18 protein-coding genes are annotated in these 15,498 nt (G+C 51.6%); 11 read left to right on the top strand and 7 right to left on the bottom strand.

Annotated features, from left to right (window positions below):
* The first annotated feature begins 47 nt into the window (after positions 1-47).
* From SynMITS9220_RS05785 to SynMITS9220_RS05760, 6 genes are all read left to right on the top strand, one after another.
* Positions 48-1,025 carry a ligase-associated DNA damage response exonuclease gene (locus tag SynMITS9220_RS05785; RefSeq protein WP_186991407.1) on the top strand — a complete coding sequence of 326 codons (978 nt, stop codon included), beginning with the start codon at positions 48-50 and terminating at the stop codon, positions 1,023-1,025.
* Positions 1,026-1,053: 28 nt separating this feature from the next.
* Positions 1,054-1,404 carry a DNA ligase gene (locus tag SynMITS9220_RS05780; RefSeq protein ID WP_255483250.1) on the top strand — a complete coding sequence of 117 codons (351 nt, stop codon included), beginning with the start codon at positions 1,054-1,056 and terminating at the stop codon, positions 1,402-1,404.
* Positions 1,405-1,428: 24 nt separating this feature from the next.
* Positions 1,429-3,138, top strand: a complete 1,710-nt coding sequence (locus SynMITS9220_RS05775; protein WP_186991404.1) for an ATP-dependent DNA ligase — start codon at positions 1,429-1,431, stop codon at positions 3,136-3,138.
* Positions 3,139-3,194: 56 nt separating this feature from the next.
* Complete coding sequence (locus SynMITS9220_RS05770; RefSeq protein ID WP_186991937.1) at positions 3,195-5,633, top strand: ligase-associated DNA damage response DEXH box helicase; 2,439 nt, start codon at positions 3,195-3,197, stop codon at positions 5,631-5,633.
* Between the two features lie 269 nt (positions 5,634-5,902).
* Entirely contained in the window at positions 5,903-6,172 is a 270-nt protein-coding gene (locus tag SynMITS9220_RS05765; RefSeq protein WP_186991401.1) for a DUF3764 family protein, read from the top strand.
* 194 nt (positions 6,173-6,366) lie between these two features.
* Complete coding sequence (locus tag SynMITS9220_RS05760; protein ID WP_186991398.1) at positions 6,367-6,633, top strand: hypothetical protein; 267 nt, start codon at positions 6,367-6,369, stop codon at positions 6,631-6,633.
* 710 nt (positions 6,634-7,343) lie between these two features.
* Here SynMITS9220_RS05760 and SynMITS9220_RS05755 read toward each other — a convergent pair.
* Positions 7,344-7,664, bottom strand: coding sequence for a hypothetical protein (locus SynMITS9220_RS05755; RefSeq protein WP_115126279.1), 321 nt, complete (start codon positions 7,662-7,664; stop codon positions 7,344-7,346).
* A 200-nt stretch (positions 7,665-7,864) separates the two neighbouring features.
* Here SynMITS9220_RS05755 and SynMITS9220_RS05750 point away from each other — a divergent pair, with 200 nt between their 5' ends.
* A complete protein-coding gene (locus SynMITS9220_RS05750) occupies positions 7,865-8,170 on the top strand; it encodes a hypothetical protein (protein WP_186991395.1) in 306 nt (101 codons plus the stop codon).
* A 47-nt stretch (positions 8,171-8,217) separates the two neighbouring features.
* Here the strand turns inward: SynMITS9220_RS05750 and SynMITS9220_RS05745 are convergent, their stop codons facing one another.
* Both SynMITS9220_RS05745 and SynMITS9220_RS05740 read right to left on the bottom strand, forming a co-directional pair.
* Positions 8,218-8,451 (bottom strand): hypothetical protein, encoded by a 234-nt coding sequence (locus tag SynMITS9220_RS05745; RefSeq protein ID WP_067094872.1) that lies wholly within the window; start codon positions 8,449-8,451, stop codon positions 8,218-8,220.
* 55 nt (positions 8,452-8,506) lie between these two features.
* On the bottom strand, positions 8,507-9,640 hold the full coding sequence (locus SynMITS9220_RS05740) for a DUF819 family protein (RefSeq protein WP_255483249.1): 1,134 nt from the start codon (positions 9,638-9,640) through the stop codon (positions 8,507-8,509).
* Positions 9,641-9,696: 56 nt separating this feature from the next.
* Between SynMITS9220_RS05740 and SynMITS9220_RS05735 the strand changes: the two genes are divergently transcribed.
* Positions 9,697-10,302, top strand: a complete 606-nt coding sequence (locus SynMITS9220_RS05735; RefSeq protein ID WP_186991392.1) for a DUF1543 domain-containing protein — start codon at positions 9,697-9,699, stop codon at positions 10,300-10,302.
* Between the two features lie 2 nt (positions 10,303-10,304).
* Here the strand turns inward: SynMITS9220_RS05735 and SynMITS9220_RS05730 are convergent, their stop codons facing one another.
* The gene (locus SynMITS9220_RS05730; protein ID WP_186991389.1) at positions 10,305-11,006 is read right to left on the bottom strand and encodes a triacylglycerol lipase; all 702 of its coding nucleotides are present in this window, start codon (positions 11,004-11,006) and stop codon (positions 10,305-10,307) included.
* Positions 11,007-11,059: 53 nt separating this feature from the next.
* Between SynMITS9220_RS05730 and SynMITS9220_RS05725 the strand changes: the two genes are divergently transcribed.
* Positions 11,060-11,530: a DUF427 domain-containing protein gene (locus SynMITS9220_RS05725; RefSeq protein ID WP_186991386.1), complete on the top strand. Its 471-nt coding sequence runs from the start codon at positions 11,060-11,062 to the stop codon at positions 11,528-11,530.
* 55 nt (positions 11,531-11,585) lie between these two features.
* On the opposite strand, the gene SynMITS9220_RS05720 is transcribed toward SynMITS9220_RS05725, so the two are convergent.
* Positions 11,586-12,095 carry a hypothetical protein gene (locus SynMITS9220_RS05720; protein ID WP_186991383.1) on the bottom strand — a complete coding sequence of 170 codons (510 nt, stop codon included), beginning with the start codon at positions 12,093-12,095 and terminating at the stop codon, positions 11,586-11,588.
* Between the two features lie 505 nt (positions 12,096-12,600).
* Between SynMITS9220_RS05720 and SynMITS9220_RS05715 the strand changes: the two genes are divergently transcribed.
* On the top strand, positions 12,601-13,119 hold the full coding sequence (locus SynMITS9220_RS05715) for a PAP/fibrillin family protein (RefSeq protein ID WP_186991380.1): 519 nt from the start codon (positions 12,601-12,603) through the stop codon (positions 13,117-13,119).
* Between the two features lie 375 nt (positions 13,120-13,494).
* On the opposite strand, the gene SynMITS9220_RS05710 is transcribed toward SynMITS9220_RS05715, so the two are convergent.
* Entirely contained in the window at positions 13,495-13,872 is a 378-nt protein-coding gene (locus SynMITS9220_RS05710; protein WP_186991377.1) for a hypothetical protein, read from the bottom strand.
* Positions 13,873-13,999: 127 nt separating this feature from the next.
* On the bottom strand, positions 14,000-14,245 hold the full coding sequence (locus SynMITS9220_RS05705) for a hypothetical protein (protein ID WP_186991373.1): 246 nt from the start codon (positions 14,243-14,245) through the stop codon (positions 14,000-14,002).
* Between the two features lie 415 nt (positions 14,246-14,660).
* On the opposite strand from SynMITS9220_RS05705, the gene SynMITS9220_RS05700 reads away from it, so the two are divergent.
* Positions 14,661-14,978, top strand: a complete 318-nt coding sequence (locus SynMITS9220_RS05700; protein WP_186991370.1) for a DUF3104 domain-containing protein — start codon at positions 14,661-14,663, stop codon at positions 14,976-14,978.
* Positions 14,979-15,498 lie beyond the last annotated feature (520 nt).

Here is a 15,498-nt window from a genome sequence, read left to right as displayed (position 1 = left end):
CACGAGCCTGAGACACGCCAGCAGCTCAGGCTTGCCAAAGTTGATGGATGAACGTTCTCGAGCGAACCGAAAGCGGTCTGTATTGCAGAGCAGCAGACGCCTGGATCGATCCCTCACGGCCCGTGTCGAGAGCCTTGATCACTCACGCCCACGCTGATCACGCCAGACCTGGATGCGGCGAATACTGGGCTGTGGATATCAGTGAAGGTGTGCTGCGACAACGCCTGGGCCGAGACATCACTCTGAATTCCATGCCTTATCGCCAAGAGTTCTGGCTCAATCAGGCCTGTTTGTCGTTCCATAGCGCTGGCCACGTCTTGGGATCAGCTCAAATTCGCTTGATGGTTGAGGATCAGGTCTGGGTGGTGACCGGTGATTACAAACGCTGCCCTGACCCGAGCTGCGAACCGTTTGAGGTGGTGCCCTGCGACGTGCTCATCACCGAAGCCACATTCGGGTTGCCGATTTATGCATGGGATACCGGGAAACAAGTGGCAACGGAGATCCGAGACTGGTGGCATGGAGACCGCGAGCGGCCCTCGCTGTTGTTCTGTTACTCGTTCGGCAAAGCTCAGCGTCTGCTAGCCGAGCTGAAAGCCATTGGAGTGGAAGAGGAAGTGCTTCTCCATGGTGCCGTTGAAACCGTCACCCGCCACTATCGCGAGGCAGGTGTGGCGATGACGGCGAGTCGGCCTGTGAGCGAGCTTCCCCGCAAGGACTCCCTGGCAGGAAGACTGATCCTTGCGCCGCCTTCCGCCCATCGTTCAGCCTGGATGAGGCGGTTCCGCTCGCCACAGACAGCCTTTGCATCCGGGTGGATGGCAGTGAGGGGAGCCCGGCGGAGGCGTGGCTATGAACGAGGCTTCGTGCTGAGTGACCATGCCGATTGGAATGGGTTGGTGAGCACGGTGCTGAACACTGGAGCTGCATCTGTCTATGTGACCCACGGCCAGAGCGATGTGCTGGCGCGCTTTCTGCGCGAGAGACACGGTCTTGATGCCAAACCGCTTGATCAGCTCAACTGAACTAACCTCAAGCACCTTCTCTGGAACCATGGCGACCCGTAGCTCTACCTTGACCGTCCTCATGGTTTTGATCGCTGCGACCGCTGGACCGGCACTCGCCCAGCAAACCACGATCACCATTGAGCAGATCAACACCGTGGTGTTCCCTGCTGATGGTGCAACAGCTGCAAAGGCCATCTGCGAGGGTCTGGCTAACGGCGCACTGACCCGGGATCAGGTTGGGAGCGATCTGGCCCGACTTCAGGGAGCTTTGCGTGAAGTGGCCGACGCTGGAGACGCAACCAGCTATGTCAAGGCATTCAACAGTGCGACAGCTGGAATCAACGGATGCAATGTTCAGGTGACAGGTCCAAATGAGGACAATCGCTGGAATTACTGAGAAGACGCCTAGAACAGCTTTGGCATGGATGCATTCGCGGCTCTGATCGAGGATCTGGACCAGAGCACAGGAACGAAACGCAAGATTGATTTGATCGCAGTGCATCTGCAGCAAGCCGATGCCCACGACGCCGCGTGGACGGTATTACTGCTGATGGGAGAACGGCGCAAACGGTTGATCACCGGTCGCCGGTTGCGCGACATTCTTCAGCAGGCGAGTGCGATGCCTGACTGGCTCTTCGACGACTGTCAGAGCCACGTCGGAGATTCAGCAGAAACCCTCTCACTGCTCTGGCCACAACTCAAACACGACATTGGCGGCCATATCCACAACCCCGATGTGACGATCTGGATCAATCAACTCAATCATTCACCGCCGATGCACTGGTGGATGGAACAACTGTTACCGGCCGTGGCGGCGATGGAGGCTGAGGAGCAAAGCATCGCGGTACTCGCGATTTGGGAAGCCTTGCCTCACGACCGCCTGTTCCTGTTCAACAAACTGCTAACGGGTGGCTTTCGCATTGGTGTTGCCCGCGGACTTGTCGTAAAAGCGATCGCGACAGGATTCAACTTGGAGGAGGCTTTGGTTCTCGAGCGTCTGATGGCGCCAGCCGATGCCTCTGAACATTGGTTTCGTGCACTGACGGCTACCGCCAGTGAAGAACGCGACAACAGAGGGCCCGTTCCCTACCCCTTTTTTCTGGCCAGCCCACTCAAACCGGAGACCATCGAGGACACCGCACCCTCCGATTGGTGGGTTGAACATAAATGGGATGGCATCCGCGGACAGCTGATTCAACGCGAGAGCGGAACATACCTGTGGAGTCGTGGTGAAGAACTGATCAACGAACAATTCCCAGAACTGATCGAGATGGCATTAGCGATACCGGCCGATACGGTGCTTGATGGCGAAGTGATCTGTTGGGCGGAATCGGAGCAACAACCAAGACCCTTTAGCGACCTGCAGAGACGACTCGGCCGAAAAAATGTCGGCCGCAAACTTCGGCTCGAGTGTCCTGTGAGTTTCGTGGCCTATGACCTGCTGGAACGCAATGGACAAGATCTGCGCTCAGCTCCACTTCAGCAACGACTTGAACAACTCAGCGCTGTTCAACAACGCATGGATGCCAATACGGCGGGGATGCGTTGCCGACTCAGCAGCGGACAACAACTTGAGCATTGGGATCAGCTGAATCGACTCCGCCAAGAGGCTGTGGAACAGGGTGCCGAAGGGGTGATGCTCAAGCATCTGCAGTCCCCCTATCTGAGCGGTCGTAAGCGTGGGCATTGGTGGAAACACAAGCGCGATCCGATGACCCTGGATGCGGTGCTGATCTATGCACAGGCAGGCCGCGGGCGTCGCGCCAACCTCTTCACCGATTACACCTTCGCACTCTGGGAGACACAGACGGAGTCAACAAGCAACCCTCAGCTGGTGACATTCGCCAAGGCCTATTCCGGTTTAAAAGACGCCGAAATCCTCGAGCTGGATCGATGGATTCGCAGTCACACCCGGGAACGGTTCGGTCCAACCCGCTCGGTGGAGCCTGAATTGGTCTTTGAGATTGGCTTTGAAGGCATCCAGACATCCAGACGGCACAAGTGCGGCCTCGCCGTTCGTTTTCCCAGGATTCTGCGATGGCGAAGTGACCGCACGGCGGACAGCGCCAACACCATCGAAGATGCTCGAACGCTCTGCGATCAAGTGGTGAAGCGAACGTCGTCATTGTGAAACAGACGTCTCACAACCAGCGCGCTCGCCCTGAGTGCGACGCTGATCCGCAGAGGATTCTCTCGCCGATCAACGACTGGTTTCAACATCAGGGATGGTCGCCGCTTCCCTTTCAGAAGCGGACATGGGAAGCACACCTGCAGGGTTTGAGTGGTCTGATCCAGGTCCCTACCGGGTCAGGAAAAACTTACGCCGCGGTGATGGGACCGATCGCGCAGATGCTGGCGGCAGCTAATGAGCAAGCAGGGATCCGCCTGCTCTACATCACGCCACTCAGGGCGTTAGGCCGTGACTTAGCCGTGGCGCTACAGCAACCGATTGATGCGATGGGCTGGCCCCTGCGGGTTGGGATCCGCAATGGAGATACCCCAAGTGCTGAAAGGAGTCGCCAGATCAAAAAACCTCCTGAAATTCTGATCACCACGCCGGAATCATTGTGCGTTCTGCTGGCGAGTCGCCATTGCGAAGCACTGTTCAAGACGCTTGACACCGTCGTTCTTGATGAATGGCATGAGCTGATCGGAAGCAAACGCGGTATCCAGGCGGAGCTCGCTCTCAGCTGGTTACGGCAACAGCGCCCACAACTCCAAACATGGGCGATCAGCGCAACGATCGGGAATCTTGAAGAATCAGCTCGGCATGCCCTTGGCGAGGGGTGTGAGCCGTGCTTGATCACGGGAGCTCCCAAGCGAGGACTCGATGTCACGAGCATCGTTCCCGACAGTATTGATGGATTCCCTTGGGGTGGTCACCTCGGGCTGAGGCGATACGAAGATCTCATCGGGCAGCTCGAACCCTGCACCAGCACGCTGTTGTTCACCAACACGCGCAACCAGGCTGAACGCTGGTTTCAATGCCTGCGCTACGCCTGCCCAGAAATGGAGGGCTTACTGGCACTGCATCACAGCGCTCTTGATCGCAGTGAAAGAGAGGCCATTGAAGCTGCTGTAAAAGCGGGGTCGATGCTCTGGGTGGTCTGCACAAGCTCGCTCGATCTTGGAGTGGACTTTCAACCTGTGGAGCGAGTTGTTCAGATCGGATCACCGAAAAATCTGGCACGACTGCTGCAACGCGCAGGACGCTCAGCACACTTACCCGGCGGAACATCCAAGGTGCTGTTCATGCCCACCAATGCCCTGGAATTACTCGAACTGAGTGCCGTTCGCCGAGGCTTGGAGAACGGAATGGTGGAAGAACGACGCCCCCCCAACCAACCTCTCGACGTGCTGCTGCAACACCTCACGACACTGGCTTGCGGGCCCGGGTTCAGACCTGTCGAAACTCTCGAGTCCATTCGCAGCACGAGCACCTACAGAACACTCGAACAGGGGCGTTGGGATTGGTGTTTGCGCTTTCTTGAGCATGGAGGGGATTGCCTCGGTGCATACTCCCGCTACAGAAAACTGGACAGCACAGATGACGGACGTTTTGTGGTGCGTGACAACGCAATCGCCAGACTGCATCGATTGAACATCGGCACGATCACATCAGCTCCAGCGATCCGAGTGCGTTTCGTGCGGGGATCTGTTCTGGGACACGTCGAAGAAAACTTCATCAGCCAACTCAAACAGAAAGACGTGTTCTTTTTTGCAGGACGTCAGCTGGAATTCGTGAGGCTTCGCGACATGACGGCCTACGTGAAAACTACAACCAGAAAAAGCACTGCAGTTCCAGCCTGGGCTGGAGGACAGATGTCGCTGTCCGATCTGTTAACCCATCACCTGCGTGAAGAAGTGGCGCGCGCCGGACGTGGAGAACTGGACAACGCTGAGCTCAAAGCATTGGAACCACTGTTTGAACGTCAGATGGATCTGTCGACCTTGCCATCGAGTGATCAACTGCTGATTGAAACCTGTCGAACCCGGGAAGGAATGCATTTGTATGCGTACCCGTTTGAGGGTCGCTTTGTGCATGAGGGTCTGGGTTTCCTCTGGGCAACACGACTCACAAGGCAGCATCGCGGCACAATCACGGTTTCAGTCAACGACTACGGATTTGAACTGCTGGCACCAAAGGGATACCCCATGGATGACCTGCTGGAAGAACATCTGGATGATCTGCTCGATGACAGCAATCTGGAAACTGATCTTGAGCAAGCTCTCAATCTCTCCGAACTCTGTCGACGACGATTTCGCAGCATCGCCCAGGTTGCCGGGCTGCTTGTCCAAGGATTCCCAGGAAAGAACAAAAGCGCGGGACAGCTCCAGATCAGCGGTTCATTGCTGTGGGAGGTGTTCAACAAACATGAACCAGGCAATCTTCTCCTAAAACAAGCGCAACAAGAAGTGCTACAGGAGCAACTTGAACTGCCACGCCTACGTAGTGCACTGAAAAGAATGCAACGTGGAGAAACACTGCACTGCCCTACGCCTCGACCAACACCTCTCGCCTTTCCACTACTGGTGGAAAGACTGAACAACCGCATGAGTAATGAATCCGTCCTAGAGCGGATTCAGAGGATGCAACGGGAAGCACTGAACCAGGAAGGGTTCTAACCCATCTTTCGAACAGGAGACGACCAAATCATGACATTTAAATTAGTTATTTCTGTCTCATGCACTCTCGACTTAACCTGAACGAACAAGAGTGGAGGATTAATGCATCTCAACAGATCATTCTTCACTTCAAATGAGCCCGTACCTCAGTAAATAGTTCTGAAAGTACTGGAGCAAAACGTGTCGGCAAGAGCAAATAGACTGTCACATAGATTGCTGTACAAATCAAGGATTAAGTGCAAGAATCAAAAATATTGGAGCTCAAAATCATGGAAACCACGATCTGGACATTCAACCTGAGCGTTCCATTCTCAGAGTGGGCCAAAATCTATGACAGCGATGACGTCACCCAAATGCATGCATCAGTAGGAATCAAAACACTGTTTAGAGGAGTTTCCAAGGACGACGCATCGAAGGTCTGTGCGATTCAACAAGCACCCATTGGGGTGGCACAAAAGATCTTTGAAGAAAACAAAGAGATGATCCGGGGAGCTGGACATATCATCGAAAGCACTGTCATCACAGCCTATACAGAATAATGAACTAACCAGAGGAGCTAGGCAGTATCGGCAGACCCGATCCACTGATAAAGCGGGGATCCTTCGATCCTCGATACTCTGCTGCAGAGATGAAACTCAACGGCCATGTCTTAGCAACCACCGTCATCACACAGCAGATCGGCCAACAAGTATAATACTTTAAGTGAATTACTAATGAATTCAAGGAGTCAACTATGGATTTTCACATTGTGATTCTTGATGAGTTCATCGCAAGCTATCCTGAAGTTACCTGGGGAAAGTGGAAAGACTATGTGAGGGAACAGATGATCAGCCAAGGAGATCACTGGTCAGAGGCGACATTGTCTGGAAACGACGTCTGGGATTGTATAGACAAACATAAAATCAATCCTCTTCATCTCGTTCAGTGGAAACCAGTCGAAGATACTCTTTACAAAGTCAGCCTTCCTGATCACCCACACCCATTTGATCACCCGTTATGAGAATATAGTGATCAAGTCATCACAACAGAGTGGCAAGGCCTGGTGTATTCCAATTGATGAAAAGAGGTTATAATTGCTTTACATGTGTAACAACAGCCTCACTTTCCAATTACCGATCACCAATAAATGCTATATGTAACCAGACAGCCTGAGAGGCTCGTAGCATTTGATCGCTGAGTTACAAATGAGCTTCGTGTCGACAACAGTTTTAACCAAATTATCATCTCAAGCCAAGTCGTTAACTCTTAGGTTGAAGACTGCAGTAGAAGCAATGTGAGCAGACGCAAGGCACCCTATTTCCCTCTAAGCAACCAATATTTTTACCTGGCTTTTTCGGTCGTTTTATCATTCCTGTTTGGCTGGTCACTGGAAGTTCAGCTGTTATCAGCCAGTGGTTTCTTCAACTAAGAATGCGTTTAAACGATAAACACATCTTTCAAATGGCCAAAAGGGCTGAGACAATAGGAATTGATCATAAACTTAACAAGACAGCCTTGGTTTGGGAATGAAAGAACTGCAACCCTACCGAGTCGAAGAGTTAAATCCATTTCAGGAATGGCATTTGCATGGATCTACTATTGAGATGGAGGAGGCACTCAAATGGGCAAAATCTCTTAGCAAGCAGATCAATCGATCTGTCCGCGTGCTCGATCCAGCAGGCAATATCATTGAGATGCTGAGATAAAGAATAAGGAACAATGAAAAGAGAATCAGTTTGTTTGAGATTGCGTAGCAACAACATGGATTTCTTCTGCCAGCTTTTTGATGGCCGCCAAAGTCTCTCGATCAGTCTGAGCCTGCTGCTCGGCAATATCACCTTGAATATTCTGACCAACAATAATGATCGAAAGCAAGACCAACTGCAGGAATGTCTCAGCGATCCAAGAAACAATTTCCAAAGGATCTTCTGACGACAGGGCTTCTGGTAATGAGATCAGTGCTAGCAAGGCAAAGAAGTAAGCACAGGTCATTGTGCCTACCTTCTCTGTAACAAACAAAGCAATTTGTTTATTGAGGTCTCGGATCTGCATTTCAGGCAATGATCTAATACATGTACTTTAAGCCTGCAGCCCAATCGAGAGTAGGTTCACTCATCATCGTTCAAGAAGGTGTGACTTCCTGTCGTAAAAATATCCTTCCAAGGTTTTTACCAGGCATGGCTGATCAGATTAGGAAGCAAGTACTACGCCGAATACGAATCTGATGCAATAAGCCCTTGGATTGCGTCAGAATGGCAAAGAAGTCTTTGAGTGCCATGACAGTCAGCTCAGCAGACACCCGCCGAGCCATTCTGAAACTCGTATCAGTTCTTGCTGGACCCGCCTATCTGCAGAGTGATCAAAACAAACCACTCAACTTACAACTCGAGCTTTGTATGGAACGCATCAAGGCAGAAGCCTCAGAAGGAGTTGCCTTGATCGATGCCTGTGCCCCACATGGCAGAGCAATGCTCAGCCAAGCGCAAAAAAAATTAGATGCTTTAGCGGAGCTATCGGTCTTGCATCAATTGGCCATGGAGAGGTTTGACGTCAATTAGGTCCAGATTGGACGTCGTGAAGTGACTTGCGGACACCCGAACGAGCTTCAGCGTTGGCGCTTGAAGGTGTAGCAGCCACCGTGATAGCCGGTGAAAGGTTGGGCATAGGTGACCAGTTCCCAGCCTTGAGCACCGAGTTCATTCATCAGCTCCACCAGGCTCACCTGCTGAGGGTGGTTTCTGGAGATCAACGGCTTATCATCCAGCCAGAGCTCCTCAATTTCTCCAGTCCAGCTCTTGCCACGGGGAACAAAGCGAAGCTGTGTGTATTCCCAGGCCATTAATGCTCGATGAGTCGATGGACTCTAAGGCCATGAGGTGAAGATCTGTCCTCTCTCAGGCAATCAGCCCATTGAGCGAGGCTGACACCGCCAGACCGACGTAAGTACCAAGCAAATATCCCAGGAGCCCGATTGCGACTGACGGCAAAACGAGATTGGGTCTCTCAAGGCTTCCTGCGAGAGCCAGAGCAGTGCTTGGCCCACCCACTGCAGCCTGAGAGGCAACCAGACATTCAGCCAAAGGCCAGCGAAACCAGCGTCGTGCTTGAAGCACAACAATGGCCTGAACAAAAACCACCAGTCCTGCGTAGAGCAGCACTGGCAGGCCATCACCAAAGAGATCTCCAAGACTTGAACTGAGTCCGATCACAGCGAAAAAGGGTTGGATCAAGACCAGACCAAGCCCGTAGCAAGCACTCCGAGAATCCGATCGGGGTAACTGGGCAGCAATCAACGCGACCGTTGTCAGCACCAGGATTGATGGGACATCAATCCCCAACAAACGCAAGCCCCCCCCCATACGGTCGGAGATCAACAAAACCGCACCCCCCCAGAGAAGGCCGAGCAACACCTCTCGCAATGAAGGCATCACAAACGCGTTGGTTGGGGTTGAAGCTGAACTCTTCAGCACTGGAGTGTCAGTCGCTCTGTGCTGCCGACCACCACGGCCGATCAGCAAGCTGACGACAAACCATGCCGTGAATGCAACGTGATCTGCCGCCGTGGCAATCAACAGTAGAGAAGGAGGTATTTCAAGACTTCTGGCAACGGAAACGAAGTTCAAACTGCCGCCGGTGAACGTGGCACTCAACAGACCTGCCAGTGAAATCCAAGACTGTCCAAGCCATCCTGATAGCAATAGACCAACCAACAAAACAGCCACCAAAGTTCCAGCTACAGCTGCGATGAAAGGCAACAACAAGCGACGTGCATCAGGCAGCACGCTGCGGAGCTCAACCGCCAGCAACAGTTCTGCAATGGCGAAAGAGGTCAACGGTCCGTTCACCCACGACGCAGCGGATGGTTCTGGAGTCCAGCTGGTCACATTGGCCAGCAACAGACCAAGGATCAGGATCACCATGGTCGACCCGAACTTGCGAGCCAAGCTGTTCACCTGAGCGAGCCACCAGCCGAGACCTGTCAGTCCTAGAACCAGAACCAGTGACATATGCGGAAGGGACCCAACCATGACGATCAGCCGATTGCTGATTTCAAAAGCATGACTGAACGCATCAGCATGAAGCAATGAGCACCAACCCAAACTTGTTTCTCGTCGTTTTGGGCGGACGTACCGCGACCAGCCACATCGAATTGCATGACGTGCGCTGGGTGGTGGGAACAAGCATTGAAGACACGATCCCGACCCTGAGGCAACAATGGTTTGGGCTACAGAGTGGCCTTCACATCGACAGCTACAAGGCCATTCAATATGTGGATGGCTACGCCATTGAGCTGATCAAACAGCGAGAGGACAGCAAAGGGCATCTTGAGGCGTCCTCAACAGCAATGAAGGATCAACTGTGGTTCATCAATCTCGGTGGTTACGACCGAGATTCACTGCAGGAGTTGCATCAATTCGGCCTTGTAGTGGCTCCCAGCAAGCAAGCAGCCAAAGCACGTGCACGTCGGCGATGGCTTGGCAGTGCTTTACAAGTCCATAAAGATGACCTGCACAGCCTCGAGCGCTTTGGCACGGTTGATAACTGCTTACCCATCTTCAATGTCGAAGACTGGCAAATCCATCTGAAGGCGGAACCAGGCAGACCTGAGGCAGAACTCACGCCGGACTGGTTTGGTTATTGGCGGATTGACGGTCGACAGCCCAAACCCCATCCCGAAAAGCTGCACTAATTTCACTCTGCAGCAAACCGCCACCAAGCCTCGAGCCTTGCAGGAGAGAAATACGTAGTGGAGCCAAACAGTCCGCCATGGGCAGTGTCCGATTGAACCAGATGACGAGCACCACAAAGCAAGGCGGAGTCGATTGGCACCAAGCCATCACCGCTGACATCAACAGATCCGGAAATACCGCGATAGCTGCCTTTGGCACTGCGCCGACTGAAGACAGAAGCAGTCGTGCTATTCAGGTTGAGCTCACCAGCGATCGCCACATAATCAACGCCAGGCTCGTGGCATCCAGGGCAGCTCCGATCAACCATGGCCCTGAGAGGAGTGGCGCGAATCGCTTGGTGCGGACTACCCAGGCTGATCAAACGATCACATCGAGATGCACCGCCATAGGTACGACCTTGAAACGGTTGATCACTGAGATAAAGCCTGAGCATCACCCCCCCGGAGCTATGACCAATCAAGGTCACACGTTCCGTGGGTGACGTCGACTGAAGAAGCTGCACATGCTGATCAACCCGATCTAACACTCGTCGCCAACCGAAGCCCCAGCTCGTGAGAAGCCAGTCATAGCGGCTTACTGGGACAACCTTCGCGTCGGTCACACCCTGCTTGATCAGCCAATCAGCCATCGGTTGGTAAACCTCCTCGGTGATCAGAAAACCTCCGAGAATCACCACCGGCTGATGTGGATCAACAGATGCCATAGCTCCGATCACACTGAAACAACGCCATCATCTCCGCAGAGCAGAGCCATTCAATGACAACGGAAAAAGTTGCTGACTATCCCCGACCACCAAGGCTGGAGGTCAGCCCTGATCATGTTTTGGTGCGGGTCGGTGGAGACGTTCTCTTTGATGGCGTTGGATGCATGCGAGTACTGGAGACCTTTCATCCACCGACGTACTACCTTCCACCTGCTAACACCAACCAAAAGCTGTTAATTCCCGCTGCTGGACGTAGCTTTTGTGAATGGAAAGGTGTAGCTGATTATTTCGATGTCATGGTTGGAGAACATCGTATTCACCGTGCTGTCTGGCGATACTCTTCTCCCACGGAGTCTTTTCAAGCCATTGCGGGTTGGTTCGCCCTCTATCCAGGTTTGATGGATGGATGTTGGCTCAATGGTGAACAAGTAACTGCTCAGCCAGGAGGTTTCTACGGAGGCTGGATTAGCTCGGCAGTTCAAGGCCCCTTCAAGGGAGATCCAGACCATCCAGAACTAATTTGATCAAGATTATTGATCAACTATAGATCGAGATCTAAATATCCAATAGATCAGCCTATTATGTATCAATCATCCATTGCATTTTAACCTGTTCGTAAAGTTGACGCTGCCTAGATGTTGTCACCAGGGTATCGAGGCACAACTTGTATCCAGACTGAGGATGACAGAAGATTTTCTGCGATGTTTCGGCAATCCACTCAATGAACCTCGAAGCACCAGTTTCAGGTAACTTTAGAGTCTCAATATAGTTTTCTACCGCATCATTCTCAATTTTGTACAGACTTTGACGATAGTCCGAAAGCTGGAAGAGGAGAAACTGTTCACCCAACCAACAATCTTTGAGCGACAGAGATGAGCGCGCAGCACATATTTCAGGGTCAGCAGAAGTGAGATATCTAAGCCTGCCAAGAAATGAGCTTGATTGCAAGTAATCAACTTGATCCAAAGCGCAATAGCCAATCGTGATCAAGGTTGGATCATGATTGATTTCTGCCACATAAAGTGCTGCATTCACGTCGCCATCATCAATGGCATCCCCAAGCCAGTTAACGATCGAAGGAATACCCACATCAAAAAAGTCAATGGTATTAGGCTACGAACAAGTTAAAGATTTAATCGTTCAATTGAGCCCCCTATCGGTACCTTTTGTCTACAGTTAAAGGTAATTGATGGGTCTTCTCCCACAAATGAGAATAAAAAAGACAGCTCACCTTCTCATTCAATGGCTTGCCTCAAGACATACGAAGAAGACTACGGAACAGAGCAAGAGAGTTGCTGTTTCCGCAAAAGATGATTTCAAGAATAACGTCTTTGGTGAACATCATGGCCAGCATCATTGTTCTAGTCACTTGGCACTACGCGCTGCTCCTCCTAGCCATGCTGGGCCCGTCAAAGCGACAGGCTTCCTCAGATCAGCAAAAATTGGCGACCCGAAAGCAAATGTGGCCTAAGCGGCGAGACAGTTGGTGTTCGTGTCGAAGGCGGCAACAAATTTCGCTGCAGCCTATTGAGATTAATTATTATCAATGATGATTGACTACAGATCACATCAACAATTTCATCAAAAATGACCCATGAATGAACTCATTTGCCGATTAAAGGATCAGCCGGAAGATAGCAGAATCCCCGATCTCGTCTTAGCGGCTGAAGCCAATTCAGACGTTGATCTCAGCAGGGATTTGGCACTTCTCAAGGGTGTCTGGGAACTTCGCTGGAGCAGTGCAACTCAGCCCTGGCTGAAGCAAGCGAACTGGTTAGAGAACATTCAGATTCTTGACCCAGTGAATTCACGGGGGATGAATCTCCTACGCCTTTCCGGTCCTCTGGGGGAGGTAGCAGCTGTGACGGTTGAGGCTGAGATAAGCACTGGTGGTGCAAATCGTGTTGGAGTTCGATTTCGCAAAGGTGGCTGGAGAGGCCCGGCCTTGCCGGGTGGACGACGGCTCGAATTGTTCAAAACCGTGAATCAGTCTTTCCCAGCGTGGCTCGACATCACCGCACTGACGAACGAGCTGCGTATCTGCCGGGGCAATGCTGGAACGACATTCGCCCTTCTCAAGAGGCACGACATGGCAGTCTCCGACTTCTTTTAGGAGCTTTCAGCTGAACAGCATGAGTTTTGCAGAACAGATGGGGAAGGTCTCTGCCGAGGTTTGAGGAGATCACTTGAGCAGCTGAAATCAACTAGATTCACCACCGCAAAGGTCAAGCAATGATTCCAGAACCCCACGAGCTGTTCGATATTGACAAGGGCTCAGACAAATTATTTCTGATTGGGACTTCCTGGATCGTGCTCTTTTTGTTTCTTTTGTGAGAAAAATCGGTTGATCTGCTGAGTCAATTCTTACTCTCTCAAAACAGCTCTCCATCATGGCTGCCTGACCAGCAAGTGCTGGAGCCGCCAAAGGCATAAAGGCACAATTTGTACCCGCCTTTGGCAATCTGCACTTGACGCTTATGGTCCGCAGCTAAAAAGAAAAATTGCAATCGTGATCTTGAAATGTTTGATTAAAACTCTCCATTTCCATTTTATATCCCTTAGCGAAAACATCAAATTGATACGAAGTCTGATTTTCAAACCATAATTTGTATTTAGTCAAAATCTCATCCCCTTCAGGTTTAGCGAGATTACCTTTCGGCGATTCAAAGCACATATAATTCGCCACTCCTACACCATAACCCAAAGAAAAAAGGTTGATCCCGGCACCGCTTTCTGCGATTAAATCCTCTGCCAATGGAGGGAGGATCTGAGCCACTGCCGACGAATTCACCGATGTTGAAACTATTAAGATAATAGCAAGGGCATTAGCTTTCCCAGGGATAATTTGATGGGGTTCAAGGGTCATGGCCTCTACCTCGATTGTTCAGGCATGCAACGAGCACAGTAGGGCAGCATATCAAGGTTGCTCGCTTATATTGGCATTCCATAAAATGCATACGAGCAAAATCACCAATCACCAAAATCAGAATATTTCAATCCTCTAAATAAACTTTTACCCTGAGCTTGAAAACTCGCTTGTATGGAAAGACAATCCAAAATCTCCAAAGCCCCCATGCCAATAACCAACCAAAGCCACCTGCAATCAGGCCAACCAAAAAGGAATAACCAACCAAAAAGTGTCCGGTATATTCCAGGTGGAATAAAGCAACAAGAAACGCTGAACAAACAGCCACTAAATAAGTAGGTATTTTAGGATGAAGTTGACGTTTCTCACTCATGATGTCGCACTTCTTTCTTCTTCATTGAGATCATCTTGGGTCCGTTGGCACAAGTTTCCATTCAGCATCTTCAGGAATCACAGGACCAACGTTGATATCTGCAGGTTCTTCAAATACGACACGCCAATCAGCCACACGGCAGGCAACATAATCACCTCTCTCAATGCGGATGCCCCCAAGGATCGATGGTGCTCCATAGAAACCACTGATCCACTCCGACTCGACCCCTAAACCTCCCCTAAACCAGACCCAACAGCGACAGTTGGGTTGTGTGGTGGATTGCTTGGCTGCCACATGGGCTCCCTGTATGCATGAAAGATAGGCGTCGCAAGCCAAGCAAATCTGTTGCTTTCTAGTGGCTTCGCTTGCATGCCAACACCAAGACAGATAGAACGCTTGTACCAGAGACGAGGTTATGAGCAGCGACCATGAAGCGACGGCTCCCTCAACACGCGTAAGCCTTCATGCACCAAGCGTCCTGGCTGTCAGACCTGGAAACTTTGTCATCATCAGAGCTCAACAACAGATTGCTCAGCCCATTAGCGATGACTGGTGGATGGGACAAATCCTCTGGTGTGAAGAAGAGGTCCTTGAGTGCAGAGTGCATGCTCTGCTGCAGGTAGCGAATGTTGACGACGGGGCTTTGCACTGGGTTGAGGCGGAAGCGGTGTCTCATGTGGTTCACGCACTCGATGGCATTGGCGATGAACAGAGATTCGACGACGCCTCTTAACCACAAACAAAAGATCGTTTCCACATTGGGACCCAACGCGCCATCAAGCAATGAGCGATTCGACGGATGCCAGAGCCCCCCTCGCTGATGGATAGTGATCGCATCAACGGGATTCGGAGGCGTTCAATGAGTAACGACGGTCCAACTGAGCACCCACTAGAAGCTGCCTGACTGGCCCGACAAGCCATACAGCCAGACGCTTCGACCCGCCCTACTCGGCCGACTGAGTAATGGGTTTGAGCAACATTCAGACAAGCCGTCTTCCTCTCACGGAGGGCGGCTTTTCTTGTGGGTGTGCCTTGACACGGGGGATGGCAAGGCACCCATCAAAACCGCAAAACAACCGCTGCTACTCCAATGCAGGCCACATCCAAAAACGAAGTCCAGAACAAGAAGTCTGGGATAAGCAAACGCTCGACTCTCCTCGCTCGTCCTATTTACCCCGGAACACCTGGACAATCCTTGGTCGAACCTGAAGAAGCGATCACCATGGCCCAGTGAATAGCTTCGATCCTGAAGC

It is taken from the genome of Synechococcus sp. MIT S9220, from assembly GCF_014304815.1.
Classification (GTDB): Bacteria; Cyanobacteriota; Cyanobacteriia; order PCC-6307; family Cyanobiaceae; genus Synechococcus_C.
Note: the sequence above shows the minus strand (reverse complement) of the source record. Positions and strands in the feature narration are given on the sequence as shown.